Source organism: Pseudomonas sp. (assembly GCF_050739935.1).
Lineage (GTDB): Bacteria > Pseudomonadota > Gammaproteobacteria > Pseudomonadales > Pseudomonadaceae > Aquipseudomonas.
Genome location: NZ_JBOICF010000059.1, coordinates 22,811 through 44,277 on the forward strand (window position 1 = coordinate 22,811; position 21,467 = coordinate 44,277).

Annotated in this window: 19 protein-coding genes and 1 pseudogene; 8 read left to right on the forward strand and 12 right to left on the reverse strand. The window is 56.8% G+C overall.

Translation table 11 applies throughout. The annotated features are described in order from the left end of the window. The first annotated feature begins 76 nt into the window (after positions 1 to 76). Complete coding sequence (locus ACRER8_RS10430) at positions 77 to 991, forward strand: LysR substrate-binding domain-containing protein (RefSeq protein WP_431746251.1); 915 nt, start codon at positions 77 to 79, stop codon at positions 989 to 991. 192 nt (positions 992 to 1,183) lie between these two features. Here the strand turns inward: ACRER8_RS10430 and ACRER8_RS10435 are convergent, their stop codons facing one another. The 5 genes from ACRER8_RS10435 to ACRER8_RS10455 form a co-directional block, all read right to left on the reverse strand. After that, positions 1,184 to 2,101 carry an ABC transporter substrate-binding protein gene (locus tag ACRER8_RS10435; protein ID WP_431746252.1) on the reverse strand — a complete coding sequence of 306 codons (918 nt, stop codon included), beginning with the start codon at positions 2,099 to 2,101 and terminating at the stop codon, positions 1,184 to 1,186. A 151-nt stretch (positions 2,102 to 2,252) separates the two neighbouring features. Then, positions 2,253 to 2,759, reverse strand: a complete 507-nt coding sequence (locus ACRER8_RS10440) for a flavin reductase family protein (RefSeq protein ID WP_431746253.1) — start codon at positions 2,757 to 2,759, stop codon at positions 2,253 to 2,255. A gap of 45 nt (positions 2,760 to 2,804) precedes the next feature. Then, complete coding sequence (locus ACRER8_RS10445; RefSeq protein WP_431746254.1) at positions 2,805 to 4,115, reverse strand: LLM class flavin-dependent oxidoreductase; 1,311 nt, start codon at positions 4,113 to 4,115, stop codon at positions 2,805 to 2,807. A gap of 75 nt (positions 4,116 to 4,190) precedes the next feature. Further along, positions 4,191 to 4,940: an amino acid ABC transporter ATP-binding protein gene (locus tag ACRER8_RS10450; protein ID WP_431746299.1), complete on the reverse strand. Its 750-nt coding sequence runs from the start codon at positions 4,938 to 4,940 to the stop codon at positions 4,191 to 4,193. Positions 4,941 to 5,001: 61 nt separating this feature from the next. Next, complete coding sequence (locus ACRER8_RS10455; RefSeq protein ID WP_431746255.1) at positions 5,002 to 5,889, reverse strand: amino acid ABC transporter permease; 888 nt, start codon at positions 5,887 to 5,889, stop codon at positions 5,002 to 5,004. 294 nt (positions 5,890 to 6,183) lie between these two features. Here ACRER8_RS10455 and ACRER8_RS10460 point away from each other — a divergent pair, with 294 nt between their 5' ends. From ACRER8_RS10460 to ACRER8_RS10470, 3 genes are all read left to right on the forward strand, one after another. Further along, on the forward strand, positions 6,184 to 7,092 hold the full coding sequence (locus tag ACRER8_RS10460) for a LysR substrate-binding domain-containing protein (RefSeq protein ID WP_431746256.1): 909 nt from the start codon (positions 6,184 to 6,186) through the stop codon (positions 7,090 to 7,092). A 206-nt stretch (positions 7,093 to 7,298) separates the two neighbouring features. Further along, on the forward strand, positions 7,299 to 7,457 hold the full coding sequence (locus ACRER8_RS10465) for a hypothetical protein (protein ID WP_431746257.1): 159 nt from the start codon (positions 7,299 to 7,301) through the stop codon (positions 7,455 to 7,457). 355 nt (positions 7,458 to 7,812) lie between these two features. Continuing rightward, on the forward strand, positions 7,813 to 8,448 hold the full coding sequence (locus tag ACRER8_RS10470) for a polyribonucleotide nucleotidyltransferase (protein WP_431746258.1): 636 nt from the start codon (positions 7,813 to 7,815) through the stop codon (positions 8,446 to 8,448). Positions 8,449 to 8,671: 223 nt separating this feature from the next. On the opposite strand, the gene ACRER8_RS10475 is transcribed toward ACRER8_RS10470, so the two are convergent. The 5 genes and pseudogenes from ACRER8_RS10475 to ACRER8_RS10495 form a co-directional block, all read right to left on the reverse strand. Continuing rightward, positions 8,672 to 9,391 (reverse strand): hypothetical protein, encoded by a 720-nt coding sequence (locus tag ACRER8_RS10475; protein WP_431746259.1) that lies wholly within the window; start codon positions 9,389 to 9,391, stop codon positions 8,672 to 8,674. A gap of 238 nt (positions 9,392 to 9,629) precedes the next feature. After that, positions 9,630 to 9,934 (reverse strand): annotated as a pseudogene (locus tag ACRER8_RS10480) (LuxR C-terminal-related transcriptional regulator). 521 nt (positions 9,935 to 10,455) lie between these two features. Beyond that, entirely contained in the window at positions 10,456 to 11,775 is a 1,320-nt protein-coding gene (locus tag ACRER8_RS10485; protein WP_431746260.1) for an MFS transporter, read from the reverse strand. Positions 11,776 to 11,885: 110 nt separating this feature from the next. Next, on the reverse strand, positions 11,886 to 12,656 hold the full coding sequence (locus ACRER8_RS10490) for an AraC family transcriptional regulator (RefSeq protein WP_431746261.1): 771 nt from the start codon (positions 12,654 to 12,656) through the stop codon (positions 11,886 to 11,888). A gap of 214 nt (positions 12,657 to 12,870) precedes the next feature. Then, positions 12,871 to 15,042, reverse strand: coding sequence for a TonB-dependent siderophore receptor (locus ACRER8_RS10495; RefSeq protein WP_431746262.1), 2,172 nt, complete (start codon positions 15,040 to 15,042; stop codon positions 12,871 to 12,873). A gap of 171 nt (positions 15,043 to 15,213) precedes the next feature. On the opposite strand from ACRER8_RS10495, the gene ACRER8_RS10500 reads away from it, so the two are divergent. Continuing rightward, positions 15,214 to 15,852, forward strand: a complete 639-nt coding sequence (locus tag ACRER8_RS10500; RefSeq protein ID WP_431746263.1) for a LysE family translocator — start codon at positions 15,214 to 15,216, stop codon at positions 15,850 to 15,852. Between the two features lie 341 nt (positions 15,853 to 16,193). Here the strand turns inward: ACRER8_RS10500 and ACRER8_RS10505 are convergent, their stop codons facing one another. Both ACRER8_RS10505 and ACRER8_RS10510 read right to left on the reverse strand, forming a co-directional pair. Further along, the gene (locus ACRER8_RS10505; protein ID WP_431746300.1) at positions 16,194 to 17,339 is read right to left on the reverse strand and encodes a PQQ-dependent sugar dehydrogenase; all 1,146 of its coding nucleotides are present in this window, start codon (positions 17,337 to 17,339) and stop codon (positions 16,194 to 16,196) included. Positions 17,340 to 17,431: 92 nt separating this feature from the next. Further along, on the reverse strand, positions 17,432 to 17,773 hold the full coding sequence (locus tag ACRER8_RS10510; protein WP_431746264.1) for a hypothetical protein: 342 nt from the start codon (positions 17,771 to 17,773) through the stop codon (positions 17,432 to 17,434). A 560-nt stretch (positions 17,774 to 18,333) separates the two neighbouring features. Between ACRER8_RS10510 and ACRER8_RS10515 the strand changes: the two genes are divergently transcribed. From ACRER8_RS10515 to ACRER8_RS10525, 3 genes are all read left to right on the forward strand, one after another. Continuing rightward, entirely contained in the window at positions 18,334 to 19,170 is an 837-nt protein-coding gene (locus ACRER8_RS10515; RefSeq protein ID WP_431746265.1) for an AraC family ligand binding domain-containing protein, read from the forward strand. A gap of 54 nt (positions 19,171 to 19,224) precedes the next feature. Further along, entirely contained in the window at positions 19,225 to 19,827 is a 603-nt protein-coding gene (locus ACRER8_RS10520; RefSeq protein ID WP_431746266.1) for a LysE family translocator, read from the forward strand. Positions 19,828 to 20,023: 196 nt separating this feature from the next. Beyond that, positions 20,024 to 21,025 carry a diaminopimelate epimerase gene (locus ACRER8_RS10525; protein WP_431746267.1) on the forward strand — a complete coding sequence of 334 codons (1,002 nt, stop codon included), beginning with the start codon at positions 20,024 to 20,026 and terminating at the stop codon, positions 21,023 to 21,025. Positions 21,026 to 21,467 lie beyond the last annotated feature (442 nt).

The following is a 21,467-nucleotide window of genomic DNA, read 5'->3' on the forward strand; positions in this document are numbered from 1 at the left end:
TTTGCCCAACTGCGTCCTGTCCTTTATAAGAAAAGGGACGTAAATTGGCCGACATGACGATTTTGGAGCCTCTTTAATGACGATGACCGTTTCGCAGGTCGAAGCCTTTCGTGCTGTAGTTCTCTGCGGCTCTACTACAGGCGCGGCACGTGTACTGCACACTTCGCAACCCAATGTCAGTCGGCTCGTATCTCAACTCGAAAAATCGATTGGCCTGAAGCTATTCGAAAGATCGCCTGGAAAATTGACACCCACTGAAGAAGGCTTGGCTTTCTTCAATGAAGTACAGCGCAGTTTCGTAGGATTGGAGCAATTAGACGAAACCGCCAATAAACTTCGACGTTTCGGCACCGGACTATTAAGAATAGCCGCGGTGTCCACGCTGGCATTGGGATTACTCCCACGCGCCATCAAGCGCTTCTCGAAAGATCATCCCGAAGTTGGCTTGTCCCTGCACATGGGGCATTCATCAGCGATTTCGCAATGGGTTGATTCGCACTTCTGTGACTTGGGAATTGTCTCTCATCTGCCGCCTCAAGGCTTCCCGTCGGAACCAGACATTCTATTTCGAGTGAACAGCGTATGCCTCATGCCGGAAAACCATCGTTTGGCCGCGAAAGATCGCATCTCGCCCGCAGACCTCGAAGGCGAAAGTTTTATCTCGTTGGCCAGCCATGAAGAAATGCGCAAATCCGTGGATCAGGTATTCGAGGAAGCCGGGGTCACACGAAAAATGAATATCGAAACCCCCTACAGCTCTATTATCAATTCGCTCGTCGCCCTCGACATGGGCGTCTGCATCATAAATCCTCTCGCCGTCCAGGATTACCGAAACGCCTCCATGGTGACTCGTCCTTTCGAGCCCTCAGTGGTGTGTGAAGGATTATTGATTCTTCCCAAAGGAAGGCCGACCAGTCGGCTGGTCGAAGCATTTTCAAAGATCTTGCGCGAGGTCGCACGCGAAGAGAGCGAGGCGCTACAGGAACATTAATGGGGAAAAATTGATTCCAGTAGCACTGAGGCATGGGTCGTCGGTGAAAGGAAAGTATAAAAGGCTAACTTTGTGCCAGCATGGAATAAACAAGCGGTATATCAGTTGGCTTTATCAGCAGATAAAGGCGTGTTGATTCAGCATGGGCTACAGAGAGATACGAAGTCTGTAGCCCACCTGGCCACTGACGTTTTACAAATTAGCGCCGTTGATTGGAAATTCTCGCTGCGCATCACTCGGATTCAAGCCCCATTTTTTCAATAAGGCGTCATATGCGCCATCTTTATGAAGCTTCAGTAATGCCTGCTGAACTGCGCTGGCGAGCTGCTTGCCTTTGTCGTCTACACCGAAGCCAATACCGTAAGGCGCTTGTGGACTGAAATAAATAACTTTGTATTTGGCGGGAAATTTGTTTGCGTTGTAGTTTCCAATGGGGGAATCAACCCAAGCGACCTCGCTCACACCTGTCGAGAGCGACAAAAGTGCCATGTTCGCGTCGGGGTATGTGGAAACTTCAATCGCTTTCTTGTCGTTTGCGACGCAGCGGTCGCTGATTACCGCGCTTTCCTTCGACGCGCCAGTTCCGCGCAAAACGGCTAACCGTAAACCGCAAAGGTCATCATTAGATGTAATGGAAAGTTTGCTTGCAGGCGCAGCAACAATCGTTTCGCCCATGTTGAGATAGTCAACAAAGGTAACAGTGTTATGGCGTGCAGGGTAATCCGAGAGCGACAGAATGACATCGAAGCGATTTGCGCTCATGCCCGGTATGAGCGCATCAAATGAGGTTTGTGCAAATTTTATCTGTAGACCCAGCACATTGGCCGCAGCGGTAAATAGATCTGGGGTGAAGCCTGCAATATTACCGTCATCGTTGACAAACTTGATAGGCACTACGTCTGGATTGACAGCTACAGTCAGTGTGCCTCGATCTTTATAGAATTGTGGTACTGCGGCGGCAAGCGCTGTATCCGCTTTGACGCCTTCGAGGCCGGTAACTTCTTCTGCATGGATGGCGTGGGTGAAGAATAGCGCTGCGGTGACGCTCGCCAAGGCCAGCCGGGTCGTACGAGCTTTGCTATCCGAACCGAATAAACGATGAAAATTCATTTGTCCTGCCTCGCTGAGTTAAGTGTTTGCAAGTATAGACGCAGTATATATTTAAAGACTTACCACCTACCGTAAGGCAACGCGGGACTGTCTAAGGTGCAAACGTATCTCTTAATATAATTATTATCATCGCGGCGCCGCCAACATCGTATCAGCTAGCGCGCAGAGAACTATGAGCAAATCCGTGTCGATGCCACAACAGACAATCTGCAGCTACGTCCTCATTCACAGTGACACCCTCAATTTTCCCCACAACAATGGTATGTGTGAAACCATCATGAACAGCAATCAGAGAGCAATCAAAGGCGACGACGGAGTCAATCAATGTTGGCGCACCTGTCGTGCCATCTCTCCACTGCCCAGGATCAAAGCGGTCTGTCCCGCTTGATGAAATGAAACGCTTGGCAACTGACGCCTGGTCAGCTGACAGCAAATTAACGGCGAAGCTTTTTGTCCGCAGAATGACGTCATGTGAAGATGCGTTCTTATTTATACATACCAGGATAGTGGCCGGATCAGCCGACAAACTGCAGACCGATGTCGCGATTAATCCAGACGGAATCCCGGACTCTTGCGTCGTTATAGCCGTCACGCCGCTGGCGAAGCAGGTCATCGCGTGACGGAAAAGGTCAGGATCTAGATCCCGTGTAATTGACATAATATTTACCCCGTTCGATGGGTGAAAAAACTTACTTGGAAAGCATCACTTCCCGAATGCCAAAGGACTGAGTCCCAAGTTTGCGCGTAAGGTGTTCGACTCATATTCGTTACGGAACAGTCCTCGCTTACGGAGCTCTGGGAGAATGAACTCGACGAAGTCATCCAGACCGCCCGGTAAAATGGCGGGGCACAAATTGAAGCCATCAGCTGCTTCTCCGGTGACCCACTGCTCCATATCGTCGACGATATCTTCTGCCGTGCCGATCAGTTGACGACTACCCGATGCCCTGCGTTTGTAGAGTTGCCGGATAGTCAGGTTATCGCGATGTGCGATGTCGATGAGATTTTTGCCGATACTGTTGACTGCGGGTACGTCCGGAACAGGTCCATCGACGTCATAGGCCGACAGATCGCCAATCGCACTATAGAGAGTGGACAGGCCACTGAGCGGATCAATGAGTTCCTGCAATTGATCGAATTTGTCCTGTGCTTGCTGCCGGGTTTTTGCAACATAGGTCGTCAGGCCCGGCATGATCAGCAACTGGTCGCGTGTACGACCATAGCTTGGCAAGCGCGACTTCAAGTCCGTGTAATATTCCTTGGCTGCCGAAATATCGAACGGCGCGCTATACACGACATCCGCACTTTTCGCTGCGATCACCCGACCTGTTTCATTTGAGCCCGCCTGGACGATGATGGGCCGACCCTGGGGCGTGCGAGCCGAGTTCAACGGCCCTCGAACTTTGAAATGCTTGCCTTTGTGATGGGGAATATGCAGTTTGGATTCGTCATAGAAAACGCCAGATGCCTTATCCCGGATAAAGGCGTCCTCTTCCCAGCTATCCCAGAGTTTTTTTACAACGTCGACGAACTCATCCGCTCGCTCGTAGCGCTCGTCATAGCCCAGATGTTCGTCTTTGCTGAAGTTCCAGGCCTCCTCCTGCGACCAGGAGGTAACCACGTTCCATCCTGCGCGCCCGCCACTGATATGGTCGATCGACGCATATTTACGAGCAATGTGAAATGGTTCGTTATAGGTGGTCGACGCCGTTGCAACCAGACCAATCTTCGAAGTGCATGCACCAATAGCCGCGAGCAGGGTCAGGGGTTCAAGTTCGACGTTCTTCGAATCATGAGACAACGCGCCCTTTGGATTATCCGCAGCGCGAATGCCGACGCCATCGGCAAAAAATATCATATCGAACTTTGCGGCCTCAGCCTTGCGAGCCGTTTCGAGATAATATTTGAAACTTATGCCTCCGTCGGCAGGAACATCAGGGTGCCGCCAGGCCGCCATATGGTACCCCAGGTACCGCATCGAAAGACCCAACTTCATCATTGTTTTCTTTTCCATAGCGCACACTCCGCCGAATTCGGTTTTTAAAAACCAAACGATAATCAACTTATAGGGCGAACCCGTTATATGGCTTTATTTCACGCCGGCACTGGCGATAAAACGCTTGCAGCGTTCAGAGCCACTTCCTTCAAAAATATGAGCAGGAGTGCCTTGGTCTACTATGCGACCGCCATCCATAAGAACTACTCTATTGGAAACCTTGCGCGCAAATTCCATCTCATGTGTCACGACCACCATCGTGGTCCCTGAAACGGCAAGTTCCTTTATCACCTCAAGCACTTCATTAACCAGTTCCGGATCGAGTGCGCTCGTGGGTTCGTCGAACAGCATGATTTCTGGCTCCATTGCCAAAGCCCGAGCGATTGCCACTCGTTGCTTCTGTCCGCCTGAAAGCTGCGAAGGATAATTATCCATTTTGTCGGCCAAGCCGACGCGAGCAAGCAAATACCGACCCCGTTCAATAACATCTTTACGGGCCGCCCGACCGACGATTAATGGGCCAGAAAGCACATTATCCAGAACTGTGTAATGCGGAAATAAATGGAAGCCCTGAAAAACCATGCCGAAATAGCGGCGCTGACGATCCAGTTCCTTGTTCGGTAAACGAATACGCCGCGTCCCGCGCATCTCTGTACCTAACTCTTCGCCTTTGAATGACATATTTCCTGAGTCAATCAGTTCGAGCATGTTGATACACCGCAGCAACGTGCTCTTGCCGGACCCTGATGGGCCGATAATGGCTACGACATCCCCTTTTTCCAGCGAGAAATCAACAGCATGAAGCGCCGTGAAACTGCCGAACTGCTTTGTAACTGCGCTCATCTGCAGCAATGGCGCCACGGCCAACTGCGACCGACTTCCTGGAATGTTTGAATACTTCACGTTAAGCACCTCGTCTAAAGCGACGTTCCAGAACACTCTGGCCGCACATGGCAAGGCTCGTGAGCACCAGGTACCAGATGCATGCCACTGTAAGAAGCGGGATCGTTTCGAAGTTATTGGAATAGATAAGCTGTACGGTGGTAAGCAGCTCCACATAACCGATGACCGAAACAAGCGATGTATTTTTGAACATGGTGATGAGTTCGTTGGCAAGCGGGGGAATGATGACCCGCACAGCTTGAGGCACGATGACATGCCACATCATGCGTAAATCACTCATTCCCATTGCTTTGCATGCTTCTCGCTGTCCTTTCTCCACGGATGAAAGTCCGCCACGAAAAATCTCGGCACTGTGTCCACCCAAGTACAGCGCCAGACCTATGACTGCGGCACTGAAGCGCGAAATGATCTGATTGGTATCGATGTCAAACAGCGTCATATCCAGAAACGGTATCGGGAGATAAATACGTGGTATGAGCGCCGATAGAAAGAATAGAAATAACAGCATCGCCAAGGTCGGAATGGCCCGGATGACCCATATATAGACATAGGCCATGCCGCGCAGAACCGGATTGGAGGCCATCCTGCAGGCCGCGATAACGATACCCAGACATAAGCCAAGCACACTGGCAAAAAGTGTCAGGATCAGCGTGTTCTTCAGTCCAAGAATTACCCGGCTGTTGAACAGATACGTAACCACCACATCCCACTGCCAGCGGGGGTTGTCGATGACCCACTCATAAAACAGGACGCCGGCAAGAACCAGGAGTGCGTACCAGATCCAGTCGGACCTTTTCGGCCGCGGATGAATCCGTGAATCAACGGTAAGCCCCCGCATCTCGGAATGTGGGACTGCAGCAGGCTGCTGATAGTCGGCTTGCTTATGCATATTCAGGTCTCCGTCGGTTAGTGCAGGAATCAGAGAATGCGCTGAACGAACTCGGTGACAGAGAAATTTGAGGCGTTGCTGGTGCACACCAGGCTTTCAACAATTTCATGTTTAGCATCCCAAATTGATTGGGCAGTCGCCAAGCGGCACAAAAAATATATGTCTCTTATTTTTATGTCTTTTTTATCGTTCAAGCCGGTAAAGGCTGGTTTTCATGGATGATAAAGAGTGAAGATGCGATAAAGAAATACTTTGTTTTGGCAAACCCATAACATTCAGGTATAGGAGCAAGGCATGAAAATTCGACAGCTGGAGGCGTTTCGCGCGGTCATGCTTCATCAGACGGTGACCATGGCTAGCGAGATGCTGCACATCTCGCAACCAGCGACGACACGCCTTCTCGCGGATCTGGAAAGTTCTCTACGGTTCAAGCTTTTCGATCGAGTCAAGGGACGCCTTTATCCCACGGTCGAGGCGGAAGCGCTCTTCAAAGAGGTACAGCGTTCTTTGATTGGAGTCGACCGCATCGCTCGTGCCGCAGAGGAGATCAGGGAGCTGCGACGGGGCACCCTTCAGATTGCCGCGGCTCCGGCGCTTGCGCTTTCGTTCCTGCCCCATGCGATCGCGGACTACTTGAGAGAGCGTCCGGAAGCCGAGATTTCCCTCGCCCTGCATTCCTCTCGCTCGGTTGTGGACATGGTGATCGGTCAACGCTGTGACGTGGGCTTCATTGTCCTTGCAACGAGTCGCACAAGTCCCAACGGACAGCGATTACTCTCGACATTGAACGTCTGCGCCTTGCCTGCAGGTCACCGGCTATGCGCGCTCGACGTTATTCGACCGAGCGACCTCGCGGGCGAGCGTTTCATTGCGCACCCGCGTAGCAGTGAACTGCGCTTGCAGATTGACGCGTTGTTTGCCGAGCACGGCATCGAGTTAAACGTCCATACCGAATGCCAGGTTTCACATTCCATATGCTCGTTTGTCGAAGCGGGAGCAGGAGTTTCTGTGACGGACGCCATTACCGCGTGGGGCTACAACGGGGCAGGTGTCGTCTTCAAGCGCTTTGAACCGTCGCTCCTGACTGATTTTGCGTTACTGACTCCGCCACAACGGGCCGCGCCGTTGTTGCTGGAGTCATTCGTCTCCCACGTACGCAAGTTTGCTCTGGCAGAGCTTGGATCTGATGTGATAACTCTTTGAGCCGCGCGAATCAGAAACTCGGCCGCACATAACATTTCCGCTAAATAATATTTACTCGAGTTTCATTTGATTCTGGGTCACTGACTTCTTACAGTGGCCTCACCTAATCGAACTTGCACACGCAAGAAGGTTTATTTCAAATGTTCTAGTCCATTGGTATTGCCAGCGTTCTTATTGTCTCTTCCTTATTGGCCGCACCTTTTGCGATGGCAGAAGAATCGTCAGCGTTCGTGGCTCGCAATGAAGCCATGCATGCGAACGTCGAACAGCACGAAGAGGCGCTTGCCGCCAAGGCCAGGGAGCACGACAAGACTCGGCAAGCCTCGACCTATAACCCGCAAGTGGAGAATGCCAAACGCACCTGACCTGTACGTAGCTTTAGCTCTGTCGTTTCTTTGTTGTGTTTCTGTTGTTGTAACTTTCCGCGTCGTTGCTCCCGACGTGGAGCCCCAAAAGCTCCAAACTTCAGCCGCTTTCCCTAGCGGCTTTTTTTTGCGTGAAAAGTTAAGTGTGAATACAGATTAATTACTCCGGTAACAACTGCATCCAGTTCCATGGCAGCACGACGCTGGGGTGGCGATTTCATTGACGCGATCGTTGGCAAGCCATGCAGCTACAAAGGTGCGTGCGTCCGAACGCTCTACCTCTGGCTATCTACACACCACGCCGCTCAGGCAGAATGCCAACCCTCTGTAGGAATCAGCCTTTGAAGGGGTAGGAATGCGCTTGTTCACCTTGAAAACCGCCTTGACTTGCACTGCGCTGGCCTTCGGGCTGGGCATCACAGGTGCACACGCTGCAACGGATGCCAAGCACCCCGTTAAGTCCTCCAAAACCGCTCACTCATCCAAATCTTCAAAGGCGGCGCCCGCCAAACCCACTGGACAGAAAGTCTCGATGCTCGGCGGCAAGTTCGTGTTCACCTTGCCCAAGGACTACGTCAAAGGGCCGATGGAGGAGATCGACGACAAGGCCAGAGCCGCTGGGGTGACAGGCTCGCTGTACATGAACAAGCCCGCCAAGCGCGTGGTGATCATCACCGAAACCCCGCTCCCGGACGGCAAGAACGTCCCGCCCAATGACACCGAAACGCTGGACAGCATCATCGCCGAAACCCTCGTCCAGCAGCAGTCCAGCTACAAGGACTTCAAGAAGCTCGGAGAGAAGAAGGTCGTCAGAAAAGGCCTCGGGTTGCGTCAGCTCGACGTCTCCGGCAGCGTCGACGGCGGCAAGGTGCTGAGCACCACGATAGCCGCCGCCTCCGGCACACGAACTGCGATGGTCAACGTGATTTCCCTTGCCAAGGACGCCAAGGCGCATGGGGCGGTAGTGAAAGGTGTGACGGGAAGCAAGTGATGGGTGCTGCTTTTTGCGCAGCGACTGCCGCCCCAAAAGCAGCAGTCTGGGAAGTAGCCCGCTCGATCTGTCGAAGTGGACTGGACGCATTTCAGCAGACAGATCCAGGAAAAAGCACCGGCACAGATACGATCCGCGACGACCGGTCCGGCTTATCAGCCTGATAGTGACAATGGCTGGTGCAGCAGCCGAACAGGAGCGTCGTAAGGGGCCGGGTTCACCTTCAGGACGTCGGATCTGCCGGGCGCTGCACCCGCTCGAGCAGATCGACAGGCGACATCGTCTCAAGCAACGTCACCACGTCATCGTCGAGCGTCAGGGGGCCGTAGAGTTGTTCTTCGCGATCCAGGTGGGCTTGCTGCGCGGCACGATAGCCGTCGGGATATATGCTTTTCTCGATCGGCAGCAAACGATCGTAATGCTCCAGCAAACCGCGGAAGACGATGCGCCTTTCCACGACGCCGCGGGTTGTTGCGATCAGTTTGATGAAGAGGTTCGCATCGCTCTGACGTATTGCCTCGTAAGCGGCGTATCGTTCCACGAGGGTGTAACCGGCGGATTCGTCGAATACCACGCAACACAGCGCTTCACGCCGACGACCCTTGAACGGATTGACGGCCACGCCCCGGCGATTGCTCTGCGTCAGAGCGAATGCCACCGCCCTCTCCGCCTCCTGCAGACGTTGGGGCGTTTTGAGCTTTCTGACACTATCGAGCACCGGCGCCTGTCGGCCCAATTGCTCGATTTCTTCGCCAACCATCGCGAACATGCCGCGCGGGCCGAACCATTGCTTGTGCAAGGTATACAGGTGTTCTTTGCTGAAAGCGGCCTGCTCATGTACCAGTTCGTGGAAGTGGATCATCGTCGGATGTTCGCCGTGATCGACGAGATTCAGAGGTTCTGTCGACAGCGGGCCGTGATCGCTTGAGTTGCATACAGTCATTGATGAGTTCCTTTTTGTTGTTGAATGTTTGTTCTGCGCGGGCTACACCTTCGCCATTCCCTGAACATACTGCTGGTTGACACCACACAACTGGAGCAACACCGAGAAACTACCTTGTAAGACATGACCCATAACCTCTCCCAGTGAATAACCCTGCGAATTTGTTTTTATTGTTCGCCATCGTTCCCCATACCCACGAAGGTACGCTCGGAGAAATAATTTCCGATGCCTGCTTTAATCACACGTTTAAGACAGTGCCATTATGCGCATACGCTTCAACGATACAACCCGTCAAATGTAGGGGGTTAATTGCGGTTTTCGCTTGCGTGTTACCACGACGTGTAATGCCATGAGTTGCGCTCGACTCTTCACCTCGTTCTTCTTCAACAGCGCCGACACGTGGTCGCGGGCCGTGTAATCACTGATGCCCAGCTGTTGGGCAATATCCTTGTTGGTGTAGCCCAACAGCACCAGTTTCAGCACTTCACTCTCACGCGGCGTGGTCCGGCTCGCTCGTTTTCGCTTATGCTCTCGTTCCTGCATCGTCTTGTAATGACCTCTATTGGTGGCCTTCCATGGCATTAAACTACCCATCGGCGGCGACAGGATTTTATTGAGCATAATTTTCAGTTTTCTACACTTCGACGGAGCGTCTATTAGCACGATTAATTTTAGTACCGGCAAAGGTAATTATTCCTACATACCGAAAAGATAATTCCCTTATTAAGTCTTACAAAGATAGGGCCTGACATGGTGCGGCACATGCATAAAGAGAAGCTTTGCACATGTGCCGGACATGGCAGTTATATAGTCAGCGACGATAAACGCAGCACTTTTTAAATACAATCAATGGTTACAATTGAGCTGTGCTGAATACTCGGAACCATGGAGACATAGGCGCACTCGCAGGATGACCTGCACTTGTGGAAGTGCAGGAAGCCGACGTTCAGGAAGGAAAAGGCTTACGAGATATCAAGACGATGCCTGATCGAACATTTCTGTGTTCTACGGATCACCAGATAACGATCGGTGGCAGTGGGCGTCGTTCCATGAGGCCCACTCAGTCAGCTTCCGCAGCGCACCGGCAGCACGTCATCGACCTGCATGCCCTTGCGCAGGCCGAAGAACATTGCGGTCAGCAGGCCCACGGCGCCCATGATTACGCAATAGCCGACGCACACCCACGGACTCCACGGCATCAGCGCGATCAGCGCCAACGGCGTGGTACTCGCCCACAGCGCGTAGCTGATGTTGTAGGTCAAGGAGATGCCCGACACCCGAATGTTCGCCGGGAACAATCCAACCATCACCGAGGGCACGACGCCGACGATGCCGCACGCCAACCCTGCCACCGCATAGGCCAGGCCCACCGGTAGCCATTGGACGACCAGACTGGCGTACAGCAGACCGACACCCACTGGCAGCAGCAGGCTGTAGAGCACGACTCCGCGCCAGGCACCGATGCGATCGACCAGCATGCCGGCGAGCACGCAGCCGATGTTGAGGAAGACGATGCCTACGCTGCTCAGGGCGAACGTGTCGCTGGGGCTCATGCCAAAGCGCTGTTGCATCACGGTCGGGGTGATCACCACCAGTGTCACGACCGCGGAGGTCAACACGCAGGTTAGCAAGGCGGCAGGTAGCAGCGATTGACGATGCTCACGCACGACCGCGCGCAGCGGCAGTTCGGTCGTGCCTTGGCGCTGTGTGCTGAGCGCCATGAACACCGGTGTCTCGCTTAGCCAGCGCCGCAACCAGACACCGATCACGCCGAACACGCCGCCCAGCAGAAAGGGAATGCGCCAGGCGAAATCGAGAATCTCCGCATGACTGAACACCTTGGCCAGCCACGTCGCGGTCAATGCACCAATCAGATAACCGAAGGTCAGCCCGGCCTGCAGCACCCCAAGCGCATAACCGCGATGGCCCTTGGGGGCATGCTCGGCGACGAACACCCAGGCGCTCGGCACTTCGCCGCCTACCGCAGCGCCTTGCAGAATGCGCAGGGCCAGCAGGATCAGCGGCGCCCAGTAACCGATGTCAGCGTAAGTCGGCATGACGCCGATCAGCAGACATGGCAAGGCCATCATCAGGATGCTCAGGCTGAATACCCGTTTGCGACCCAGTTTGTCGGCGAAATGGGCCATGAAGATGCCGCCCAAGGGCCGCGCCAGATACCCGGTCACGAAGATCCCGAAACTCTGCAGCAGTCGCAGCCACTCGGGCATTTCCGGCGGGAAGAACAGCTGGCTCAGGATGAGCGCGAAGAACACGAAGATGATGAAATCGTAGATTTCCAGCGCCCCGCCCAGTGCCGCCAGGCCCAGGGTCTTATAGTCGCCCCGGCTGATCGGATGTGGACGTGGTCGAAGAATGGCTGTCATGGAAGACCCCATTTGGCAGGTTAAAACGGCAGTTAAGTGCGACAAAGGCGCGCAGGATAACAAAGCTGAGGCAATCGGGGCGGCTGGCGGACAACCGGAGTTGTGTCACATCACAGGGCATACGCGCCGGGAGTAATGCCAAATTGCTCGTTGAAGGCGCTGATGAAGGTGCTGACGCTGTCGTAGCCCAGGCGCTGAGCCACACGATTAACGTTGTCGCCATGGGCCAGCAGCTCCAACGCACGCTTCATTCGCGCGACGATGCGCCATTGCATCAATGACATGCCGGTCTCGGCGCGAAAATGGCGGGTCAACCCACGGCGGGACATCCCCACACGACGCGCCCAATCGTCCAGGCTCAGCTTGTTGGCGGGATCGGCGACGATGGTCAGCGTCATGCCGACCAGATGCGGGCTGACGGGCATCGGCAAGAACAACGGATTGGCGGGGGAAATTTTCAGCTCGTCGAACAGCACGTCAAGCTGGCGATGCTGCGGGGCACTGAGTTCGGCGGCGCCGCTGTCCCAGGTACCGATGCGCTCGAGCAATGCGCTGGACAGCGCGCTCATGTCGAATACCGTTGGGGTGGTGGGAAACAGCGGGCACAAGTCCGGTCGCAGATGGATCATCATCCCCTTGGTGGCTTCATGCACCCGCGCGGCATGCGCCACACCCGGCGGAATCCAGCCGATGTGGCGGGACGGTACTACCCAACTGCCAGCATCCAGCTCGGCCGTGATCACTCCGTGCCTAACCGCCCATAACTGTCCTTCACGGTAGCGATGCAACGTATCATCGCTGCTCGCTTGTGAAGGCTGCGCGTTAATCAGCAGCGGTCGTCCATCCTCGATACGGCGTTGCAACGGGTACTGTGCTGGCATGGCCCGATTTCCCTGTTGAGTGACTTGCCGACGGTAGCAAGCCAGAGGGGCATAGGGCCAGGCCTATTCACCAGGCATCGGCAGGATTGAGCGTGCTCTGGACCACCGTTGCCAGCAGTTCGAGAATGCCAGGGACGCAGTGGCGGATGTACACCAGCATTCGTGAGCGAGCTCAATCCCACAGGTCCGCATGGCAAAATTCAGAGTCCGCAGTTTAAAAACTGACTGTCGCCGACAGCCGCGCGGTACGTGGCGCGCCGAGGAACAGGTAATCATCGCCCAGGTATTCGCCGACATCGCGCCAGTAGCGTTTATCGAACAGGTTGTCGACGGTCAGGCGGAACACAGTGTCATACCCCTCAAACCGGGTGCTGTAGCGACTCCCGGCGTTGAACACCGCGTAGTCATCGACCTTCACCGAACCCTCACGGTTGGCATATTTGCTCGAGCTGTATTGCATGCCGCCCAGCAGAGCGAGCCCCGCAATCGGCAAGCTGTAATCGGCCGACAGGCTAGCGCGGAATTTCGGCACGTTGATCGCCTGATGGTCTTCGTAGGCCGCGGTGCCACTGTCCTCTACCCGCGCCTTGATGACCGCGGCGCTGGCGGCGATCTGCAGTTGCGACGTCAGCCAGCCATTGGCGCTCAGCTCCAGCCCGGTGTTCTTCTGCTGGCCCTGTTGCACGAACGTCAGGCTGCCATCGTCGTCAGGTTTTGAATACTGATACGCCTGACGGGTCTGAAACACCGCCGCCGTGAAACTCATGCGCCGCCAGTCGTACTTGACCCCGGCTTCCAGCTGACGAGAAATCGTCGGCGCAAGAATTTCTCCAATGTTGGTATCGAACACCGATGCCGTGCCGCCCAAGGACAGGCCTTTGCTGTAGCTGGCGTACAGCGAAATGTCGTCGACGGGCTTGTAGATCAACGCCGCCTGGGGCAGGAAGATCGAGCGCTGGGTGTGGCGATTGTCGCTGCCGTCTTCGTTGTAGGCTTTTTCGTCAAGGCGCACCTGACGGCCGCCGAGCACGGTCTGCCAATGCTCGTCGAGGCTGATGCGGTCGGTGGCGAACAGGCCGTACTGACGACTGTCCAGGCGCCGCTCGGTATGGCCTGCGGGCAACTCGGAGGGCGCGAAGGCTTCTGGCGCCTGGTTGATGTTGCCGGAGCCGACGTATTCGCTGAAATAAGGCCGGGTGTCGACGGTGCGGCGAAACGCGCTGGTGCCGAAGGTCAGCTCGTGTTTGAGCCAGCCGGTGTTGAACAGGCCGGTCATTGCGGCTTCGACTTCATCGTTGCGCCGTGTGTCGTCGGGGCTGCGGAAGTCGTAGATGTCATAACCGCCGTCGCTGTTGAAATGCCCGGTCACCGGCGTGCTCGGGCAATCGCTCTGGTAATAGCAACCGTAGGCGAAGGCGCTGTAGTCATCGATCACCACGCGACTGCGCGAGGCACTGAGGCTGGCTTTCCAGTCGTCGCTGAGGCGGTATTCATAGCGACCGTTCATGTTCAGCGAGTCGATGCCAACCGGGTTGGACCAGTTCTGATAGCCGAGCAATTTGCGCGGCGAGGCATCGTGGGGCAATTCAGTGCCGCCGATCAGTTGATAGCCCGGCACCGAACGCTGCTCTTTGGTCTGGTATTCGACATCCAGCTGCAAGGTCGATTGATCGTTGATGTTCCAGTCGAGCGCCAGGGAGGCGAAATCCCGCTGGCCATCGGCGTGTTCGACGTAGGAACGGATGTCTTCATGGGCGACGTTGGCGCGCAGGCCAAACTGTTTTTCGCTGCCGAACCAACCGCCGACGTCAGTAGCGATGTAGCGCTCGCCATGTTCATTGGTCGAGACCGTCACCGAACGTACGTCATCGGGGCGTTTGGTCTTGTAATTGACCACACCGGCAGGCTCGGACACGCCGCTCTGCAGACCGGACAAGCCTTTGAGCAACTCGACCTGTTCCTTGTTTTCCAGCGCCACATTCTGCTCGCCAGTAATGCTGCGACCATTGATGCGATAGCTGTTGGCGGCGTTCAGGGAAAAACCGCGCACCACGAAGTTTTCGTAGTAGCCAATGGGCGCGTAGCTGTCGCCCACCGAGGCATCGTTGCGCAGCACATCGCTGAGCAGTTTGGCCTGCTGGTTCTTGAGCATCTGCTCGCTGAACACCGAAATCGACGCAGGCGTGTCGCGCAACGGGGTTTCGTCGAACCCCCCGACCGAAGCGCTTTCGGCTTGATAGAGCGAGGACTGTTCACCCGACACTTTCACCGCATCCAGCGTCAGCGGCTCGGCTTCCTGGGCGGCCAGCCACGGCGAGGCGAACGCGATGCTCAGCGGCAACAGGCGGCGTGTAAAGCCTGCTGCAGGTCGGTATGGGGTAGTCATCGAAAATGCAGCTCCAGGCGGGATTTCTTGTCGGCGCACCTTTTACGTTCCGCGCCGATTTTTTACAACCTCGATACGACCTCTATAAACGTATGAAAGCGCTCGAAAGTTAGTCGTCCGCTCATCTACACTCGGGCGTTCCCCCTGCCAGCCCTAATCAGGAAGCCTGTCATGACGCCATCGCTGCTCCTCGCCGTACTCGCCTCAGGCTTCATCTATGCCATTTCGCCCGGTCCCGGCGTACTGGCGGTGTTCGGTATCGGTGCCTCCAAAGGTCGGCGTGCGGGGGCAGCATTCCTCTGCGGGCATCTGCTGGGGGATGTGATCTGGTGCAGCACGGCGCTGGCGGCAATCATCGGGGCGAAGGTCATCGGCACCACGGCATTCGACGTACTGGGGATCATCAGCGGGCTGTTTCTGTTCTGGCTCGGCTGGCGGGCGATTCGCGCCAAACGCAGCAATGGCGATGAGCCGAAGGCACCGGGTCGCCATCCTTTCTGGCACGGCATCATGTTCGGCCTGACCAATCCCAAGGCCTATCCGGTGGCCGTCGCGACTTTCACCGCGCTGCTTTCCAGCCGCGCCGACATGCTCAACTGGTCGATGCTGCCGCTATTGATCCTGGTCAGCACCCTGGGCGGCATCGTGGCTTACGGCATCATCGTCGGCGTGGTCGGCGCCCGCCATGTGCGTGCGGTTTACCAGCGCCACGAGCTGACCATCACTCGCCTGTGCGGGGTGATGTTCATCGGCTTTGCGGTCAATGCGCTGGTGCATGCAGTGCCGGGATTGATGCCGCGCAGGCCTTGACTCTGCAATGCCTCGATTACACCTGACGCAAAACCTGTGGGAGCGAACTCATTTCGCGATCGATGTAGGCTAATAAAGACGTGTCGACTTAAGGCCCCCCTTGCGAATCAATTCGCTCCCATAGGTGTTCCGTGCACAACCCGAATTCAGCGACTTAACCGCGGCAATCGTGAGCAAGCGAGTTGGCTTGATGCACTACTCGATCCGGAAATGCGGCTACCGTTTTGGCGACCATCACATGTCGCCCCATGGGCTTTCATCGTCTTTTACAACGTTCGGATCGTGCCGTATGGCTCGTGTCATCGAAAAAGAGCGTTATGGATTACATTCAGAGCAATGCTCTACTCGGCCAACCCGACGCGCAGCAGCTTCCCGTCATCCTCATCGGTCAGCACATATAGATACCCATCCGGCCCCTGACGCACGTCACGAATGCGCGAGTTGAGATCGCCGAGCAGGCGTTCTTCATGCACCACCTTGTCGTCCTTGAGTTCCAGACGAATCAGCACCTGGGCCGCCAGCGCGCCGATGAAGATGTTGTGGTCCCATTGCTTGAACTTGTCGGAGTTGTAGAACGCCATGCCGCTGATGGCGGGGGATTTTTGCCAGACGTGGAAGGGGTTGGTCACGCCTTCGACGATCTTGCCTTTGGATTCGGAGATCGGCTGGCCGGTGTAGTCGATGCCAAAGGTGGAAATCGGCCAGCCGTAGTTGGCGCCGCGTTCGATGATGTTGATTTCGTCGCCGCCCATAGGGCCATGCTCGTTGGTCCACAAGGTGCCGGTCCAGGGATTGAGCGCCGCGCCTTGCTGGTTGCGGTGGCCGTAGCTCCAGATTTCCGGGCGCACGTTCTTCTGTCCGACGAAGGGATTGTCCTTGGGGATCGATCCGTCGGGGTACAGGCGCACGATCTTGCCTTGCAGTTTGTCCAGGTCCTGCGAGGTAGGCCGGTTGTTGTTTTCGCCCAGCGCGATGAACAGATAGCCCTCGCGGTCGAAGACGATCCGCGAGCCGAAGTGGTTGCCGACCGACAGTTTCGGCTGCTGCTGAAAGATCCGGGTAAAGCCTTCAAGTCTGGTCATGTCCTCGGAGAGCCGGCCGCGCCCGGCCGCGGTGCCGCCGGTCTTGCCGTCAGCCGCCGCTTCGGCGTAGGTCAGGTAGACCATGCGGTCCTTGGCAAAATCCGGCGACAGTTCGACGTCGAGCAAGCCGCCCTGCCCTCGCACCCAGACTTCAGGCACTCCGGAGATCGGCTTCGGCAGTTTGCCGTCGTGGCTGACTACGCGCAGGCTGCCCGTACGCTCGGTCACCAGCATGCCCTTGCCCTCGGGCAGAAACGCCACTGCCCACGGATGCTGCAAGCCGCCCACGACCTCATCCACCGTCAGCGTGCCCTCCTCACTCTTGTAGGTGGCAGCAGACGCTTGTAATGAAACGCCGAAGAATGCGCTTGCACACAGGGTGGCGATCAAGGTTTTGCGGATCATGCTTTTATGCAACATAGACGAATCCTTTTTGCTGGGGAGTTGGCCTGGCATGGAAAGCTGACTCTGGCTGTCGATAGGCGCGTGTAGCCGATTCAGTTGCTGCCACGCTCATTGCCGCTGGAAGGTCGCGAGGGTTGCTGACGTGTAGGGTAGCCATTGCCGATACCGCCGTTTTCAAGGGTCGGCGCGCGTTGTGGGGCTGGATTCAGGTTTGGCCCGCGCATGCTCGGGGAGATCGACTGCGTGCCTTGACGGCTATTGGGATTGGCGCGGCGGATGGCGCCGTTATCGGAATTGTTGTTGGTGCGGTTGGGAGAATTGGCCGAAGCCAGTTGCTGAGGGGTTTGCGCGGCGCTGTCGCCCGCTTGAGCGAGACCAATGCCCAACAGGCCGGTCAGGGAAAACACTGCAAGACGTCGCAGAAAACTGTTCATCATTTACCTCATGAAGATGGGCATGAATGAGTGGCGATTCGGGTGTTTGATAGCGACAGAACGCCTAGGTTCGCGTGATGGGGGTTGATGAACAATGTGCGGGACCGCTCACTTTGTTACAAGGATAGTCACGCTTGCTGGTCAACCGGATTGCAGCAGCTGAGCGAAGGATTGAACGCGCTCGGTCGATTGCTGCACAAATCTTCCAGACCTTGCGTCAGGTTGCCGATACGCTGAGCAATGATTGAAAGTGGCACGGCCCGTCCGCATGGTTTATCAGAAACCGTATCTCCTGTAGATACTCTGTTGGCGGTGGCGTTCTTCCAAGCGCAGCCTGACTCTGTAGGAGCCGGCTTGCTGGCGAAGGCGGTATATCGGTCAAATCTACAACAGTGCCTGACACAGCCGGTTCGCCAGCGAGCCGGCTCCTACAGGTACGCAGCGCTTGTATGAGCCTTGGTATCTTTCCTTGGTACCGAGACGACATACAAGCCGCGCCGCTACAGGTAAATGCCTGCCGCTATCGACACAACGTTGCCGCATCCTCATCAGGAGTCCCCATGCCCGAACACAACTGGATCGATCTCAAGCAGGACTCGGTGTCCGGCATCGAGACGATGCGCGCGCATTTTGAGGGACATGCGTACGATCCGCATTGGCACGACAGTTATCTGGTGGGCATCACCGAACAGGGGGTGCAGCAGTTCAACTGTCGCCGTCGGCAATACAACAGCACGCCGGGCAAAGTGTTTTTGCTCGAACCCGGTGACATCCACGATGGACACGCCCCGGAAGCCGGTGGCTTCACCTATCGCACGCTGTACCTGGACCCGCACTGGATGGAGCGCGAATTGCGCGCGCAGTTCGAAGAGGCCCCGGACCACGCCCAACTGAGCTTCGCCGCAACATTGGCCGATGACAGTCGGCTGGCCATCGCCACCGCCAATGCCTTCGAAGCCATGCACAGCGAGGAGCTACGCATCGTGCGTCAGACCGCGCTGGACAACCTGCTGTCAAGCGTGACCCGCCATCTGCACTGGCGCGCGCTGATCAATCCCGACCCCCGCCTGCCGCTGGTGGCGCAACGGGCGCGGGACTATCTGCATAGTCACCTGCACCAGGACATCGGTCTCGACGACTTGGCCAGGGTGACCGGTGTCGATCGCTTCCGCTTGAGCCGAGCGTTCAAGGCGGCCTTCGGATTGGCGCCCCACGCCTACCTGATTCAATTGCGCCTGACCCGCGCCCGTCGCCTGCTCGCCGGTGGCGAGCTGCCGGTCAGCGTCGCCGCCGCGCTGGGTTTTGCCGATCAGAGCCATTTGGGCCGCTGGTTCCAGCGCGCCTACCGCATGACGCCCGCCGACTACCGCAAGCGCTGCTCAAATCTTCCAGACTGACAGCCCCGCGCGCCACGATCATCGCTGCATGATCAATCGCCGCCGAGTTGTCCCATGCAAACCTTCCTGCCCTTCCTGCTGTTCGCCTTCGTCGCTTCCATCACCCCCGGTCCGACCAACATTCTGGTGTTGACCAACAGCTCGCGCTACGGCCTGCTGCGCACCCTGCCGATCGTATTGGGCGCCTGTGCGGGCGCGGCGTTGCTGGTCCTGGCGGTCGGCACTGGCCTGGGCGATGTGCTCGCGCGCCACCTGCACGTGCAAACGGTGATGGGGTGGATCGGCATCGCCTGGCTGACCTGGCTGGCGTGGCAGATCTTCAGCGCGCCTCCCGAGGCCATCGACCCTGAGCGGGCTGCCAGCGGGCCGCGAATGGGACTGTGGGGCGCGGCGGGGCTGCAGCTGGTCAACCCCAAGACCTGGATGATGGCGCTGGCTGTGGTCAGCGTGTTTGCCGGCACAGACGCCGATCGCATGTTGCGCGTGATGTGGTTGTCGCTGGCGTTCTTTCTGGTGTCGATTCCGTGCCTGAGCGCCTGGGCCTGGCTGGGCGTCAGCGCGGCGAAGTTCTGCCGTTCGGCGCAGAGCATGAAGCGGTTCAATCAGGCGATGGCGCTGTTGCTGGTGGTCTCGGCATGGTTGACGTTGGTGGTGTGAGATAACTCCGCACACCACCGAATTTGTGAAGTGAACTTGCTCACGAAGAGGCCTGTACATCCGAAGATATCTGGAGAACTGATAGCCAATGTTCGTGAGCACGTTCACTTCCATCGGATAATGTGCGAACACAAGCTGCAGGTGCGACAAGCCATGATTTAATGCCGGTTTCCAACGCCGATCCCGGACCCTGCCCATGGCCCTTTTTTATGACGCACGCGGCAATATCTACGCCGTCATTTCTCCTGATGCCCTGCGCTCGCTGGGGGTGAACGTGCCCAAGTCAGCCGCTGATGCGGCGCTGTCTCGTCGCAGCTGGGCACCTCAAGCCGTCGCGGTCGTCTGCGACTGGCCCGAAGGAGAACGCCCCGCGGGCAGCAAGGCACATCGCTCGGACGGTCTGCTGGTCGGGCCTTTTCAGGAAGCAGCGCCGTTCGATGTGCTGATCGTCAACACCGACAGTACCCTGGCCGAACGCAGTGGCAACGGGCTGACCATTTTTTCGCAGTCGCTCGCCGACACCGGTCTCACGCCAACGGACCAGGCCTTCACCCTGCATGTGCATCACGATCATGACGACTCCGCCAGCCCTTCCCCCACGGAAGTGGTCCCGGCAGTGATCGACGGCACATCGGGATTCTGGCTAGACATCGGCACACCGGGTTTCGGCCCTGCCGCGGTGGGCGCCAAGGGACCGGGCGTGGGCGAGGCGGTGATCAATGACGCACCGATCAACCGGGTCGAGCGCCTGGCCGAGCTGCATCCCGACTGGAAAACCAGCGTGTTCGTCAGAGTCGGCAACCCGCATTGCGTCACGCTGGTAACCGACGCGGCGTCCCTGCCGAGTTTCCAACAGCTGCATGAAGCCCCGCTCAACGAGGCATTGACCCGGATCGCCTTTGCCGCCGGCGAGTTTGGCGAAGGCGACCCATGCCCCGCCGGTGTCAACCTGCAATGGGCTGCCCGTGTCGCGCCAAACCGACTCATGGCACGGGTATTCGAACGCGGCGAAGGGCCGACCGCCTCCTCCGGCACCAGCGCCAGCGCCGTTGCAGCAGCCGCCTGGCTCAGCGGTTGGGTCGATGCCGGAACGGTGGAGGTAAGCATGCCGGGCGGCACGGCTCCGGTGCGTCTGATCGAGCATGAGGGTCAGCTGCGGCAGGTCCAGTTGTTCGGTCAGGCGCACATTCAGCGCTGACGCCTGCTGCCTTTGCCTAAGGCAGCACAGCGCTTTTTTGCGATCGACATCCCGATGCATGTTAAATTGCCACTATCTGGATTGCATCCGCCATGCGCTTGTCTATGCTTTGTACAATCTTCGCAGGCCCGTGAAACCAGATGGTGCGCAGCTTGCGTCAATCCTCGACCAAGGACGTCAGACGCCGAATATGGATATTCACGTTGATGCTGCAAACTCGGGACCGCTGATCGTTTCGATCGTCATCAACCGACCGATATCCAGCCGTTCAAGCCGTCACGAATCGTTCTACTCTGCCCTTTTCAGTCACTTCTTCCACTGTGTGTCGTCCTGTCATGCCATACCGCCGTGACTCAGGCACGTGCCTCTCAGGTCGACTTTCGTATCAGCCAATCATGGAAGACGGTCGCGTTGACCGGGTTTTCGCAATTATTGAGGTAGG

Excerpts from the sequence above, each read along its gene's own strand:
- ACRER8_RS10500 (WP_431746263.1), top strand. The coding sequence starts at position 15,214 with ATGACGCCATCGCTGCTCCTCGCCGTACTCGCCTCAGGCTTCATCTAT.
- ACRER8_RS10445 (WP_431746254.1), bottom strand. The coding sequence starts at position 4,115 with ATGGAAAAGAAAACAATGATGAAGTTGGGTCTTTCGATGCGGTACCTG.
- ACRER8_RS10430 (WP_431746251.1), top strand. The coding sequence starts at position 77 with ATGACGATGACCGTTTCGCAGGTCGAAGCCTTTCGTGCTGTAGTTCTC.
- ACRER8_RS10525 (WP_431746267.1), top strand. The coding sequence starts at position 20,024 with ATGGCCCTTTTTTATGACGCACGCGGCAATATCTACGCCGTCATTTCT.
- ACRER8_RS10485 (WP_431746260.1), bottom strand. The coding sequence starts at position 11,775 with ATGACAGCCATTCTTCGACCACGTCCACATCCGATCAGCCGGGGCGAC.
- ACRER8_RS10460 (WP_431746256.1), top strand. The coding sequence starts at position 6,184 with ATGAAAATTCGACAGCTGGAGGCGTTTCGCGCGGTCATGCTTCATCAG.
- ACRER8_RS10520 (WP_431746266.1), top strand. The coding sequence starts at position 19,225 with ATGCAAACCTTCCTGCCCTTCCTGCTGTTCGCCTTCGTCGCTTCCATC.
- ACRER8_RS10450 (WP_431746299.1), bottom strand. The coding sequence starts at position 4,940 with ATGAGCGCAGTTACAAAGCAGTTCGGCAGTTTCACGGCGCTTCATGCT.
- ACRER8_RS10515 (WP_431746265.1), top strand. The coding sequence starts at position 18,334 with ATGCCCGAACACAACTGGATCGATCTCAAGCAGGACTCGGTGTCCGGC.
- ACRER8_RS10490 (WP_431746261.1), bottom strand. The coding sequence starts at position 12,656 with ATGCCAGCACAGTACCCGTTGCAACGCCGTATCGAGGATGGACGACCG.
- ACRER8_RS10510 (WP_431746264.1), bottom strand. The coding sequence starts at position 17,773 with ATGAACAGTTTTCTGCGACGTCTTGCAGTGTTTTCCCTGACCGGCCTG.
- ACRER8_RS10440 (WP_431746253.1), bottom strand. The coding sequence starts at position 2,759 with ATGTCAATTACACGGGATCTAGATCCTGACCTTTTCCGTCACGCGATG.
- ACRER8_RS10505 (WP_431746300.1), bottom strand. The coding sequence starts at position 17,339 with ATGATCCGCAAAACCTTGATCGCCACCCTGTGTGCAAGCGCATTCTTC.
- ACRER8_RS10465 (WP_431746257.1), top strand. The coding sequence starts at position 7,299 with ATGGCAGAAGAATCGTCAGCGTTCGTGGCTCGCAATGAAGCCATGCAT.
- ACRER8_RS10455 (WP_431746255.1), bottom strand. The coding sequence starts at position 5,889 with ATGCATAAGCAAGCCGACTATCAGCAGCCTGCTGCAGTCCCACATTCC.
- ACRER8_RS10495 (WP_431746262.1), bottom strand. The coding sequence starts at position 15,042 with ATGACTACCCCATACCGACCTGCAGCAGGCTTTACACGCCGCCTGTTG.
- ACRER8_RS10475 (WP_431746259.1), bottom strand. The coding sequence starts at position 9,391 with ATGACTGTATGCAACTCAAGCGATCACGGCCCGCTGTCGACAGAACCT.
- ACRER8_RS10470 (WP_431746258.1), top strand. The coding sequence starts at position 7,813 with ATGCGCTTGTTCACCTTGAAAACCGCCTTGACTTGCACTGCGCTGGCC.
- ACRER8_RS10435 (WP_431746252.1), bottom strand. The coding sequence starts at position 2,101 with ATGAATTTTCATCGTTTATTCGGTTCGGATAGCAAAGCTCGTACGACC.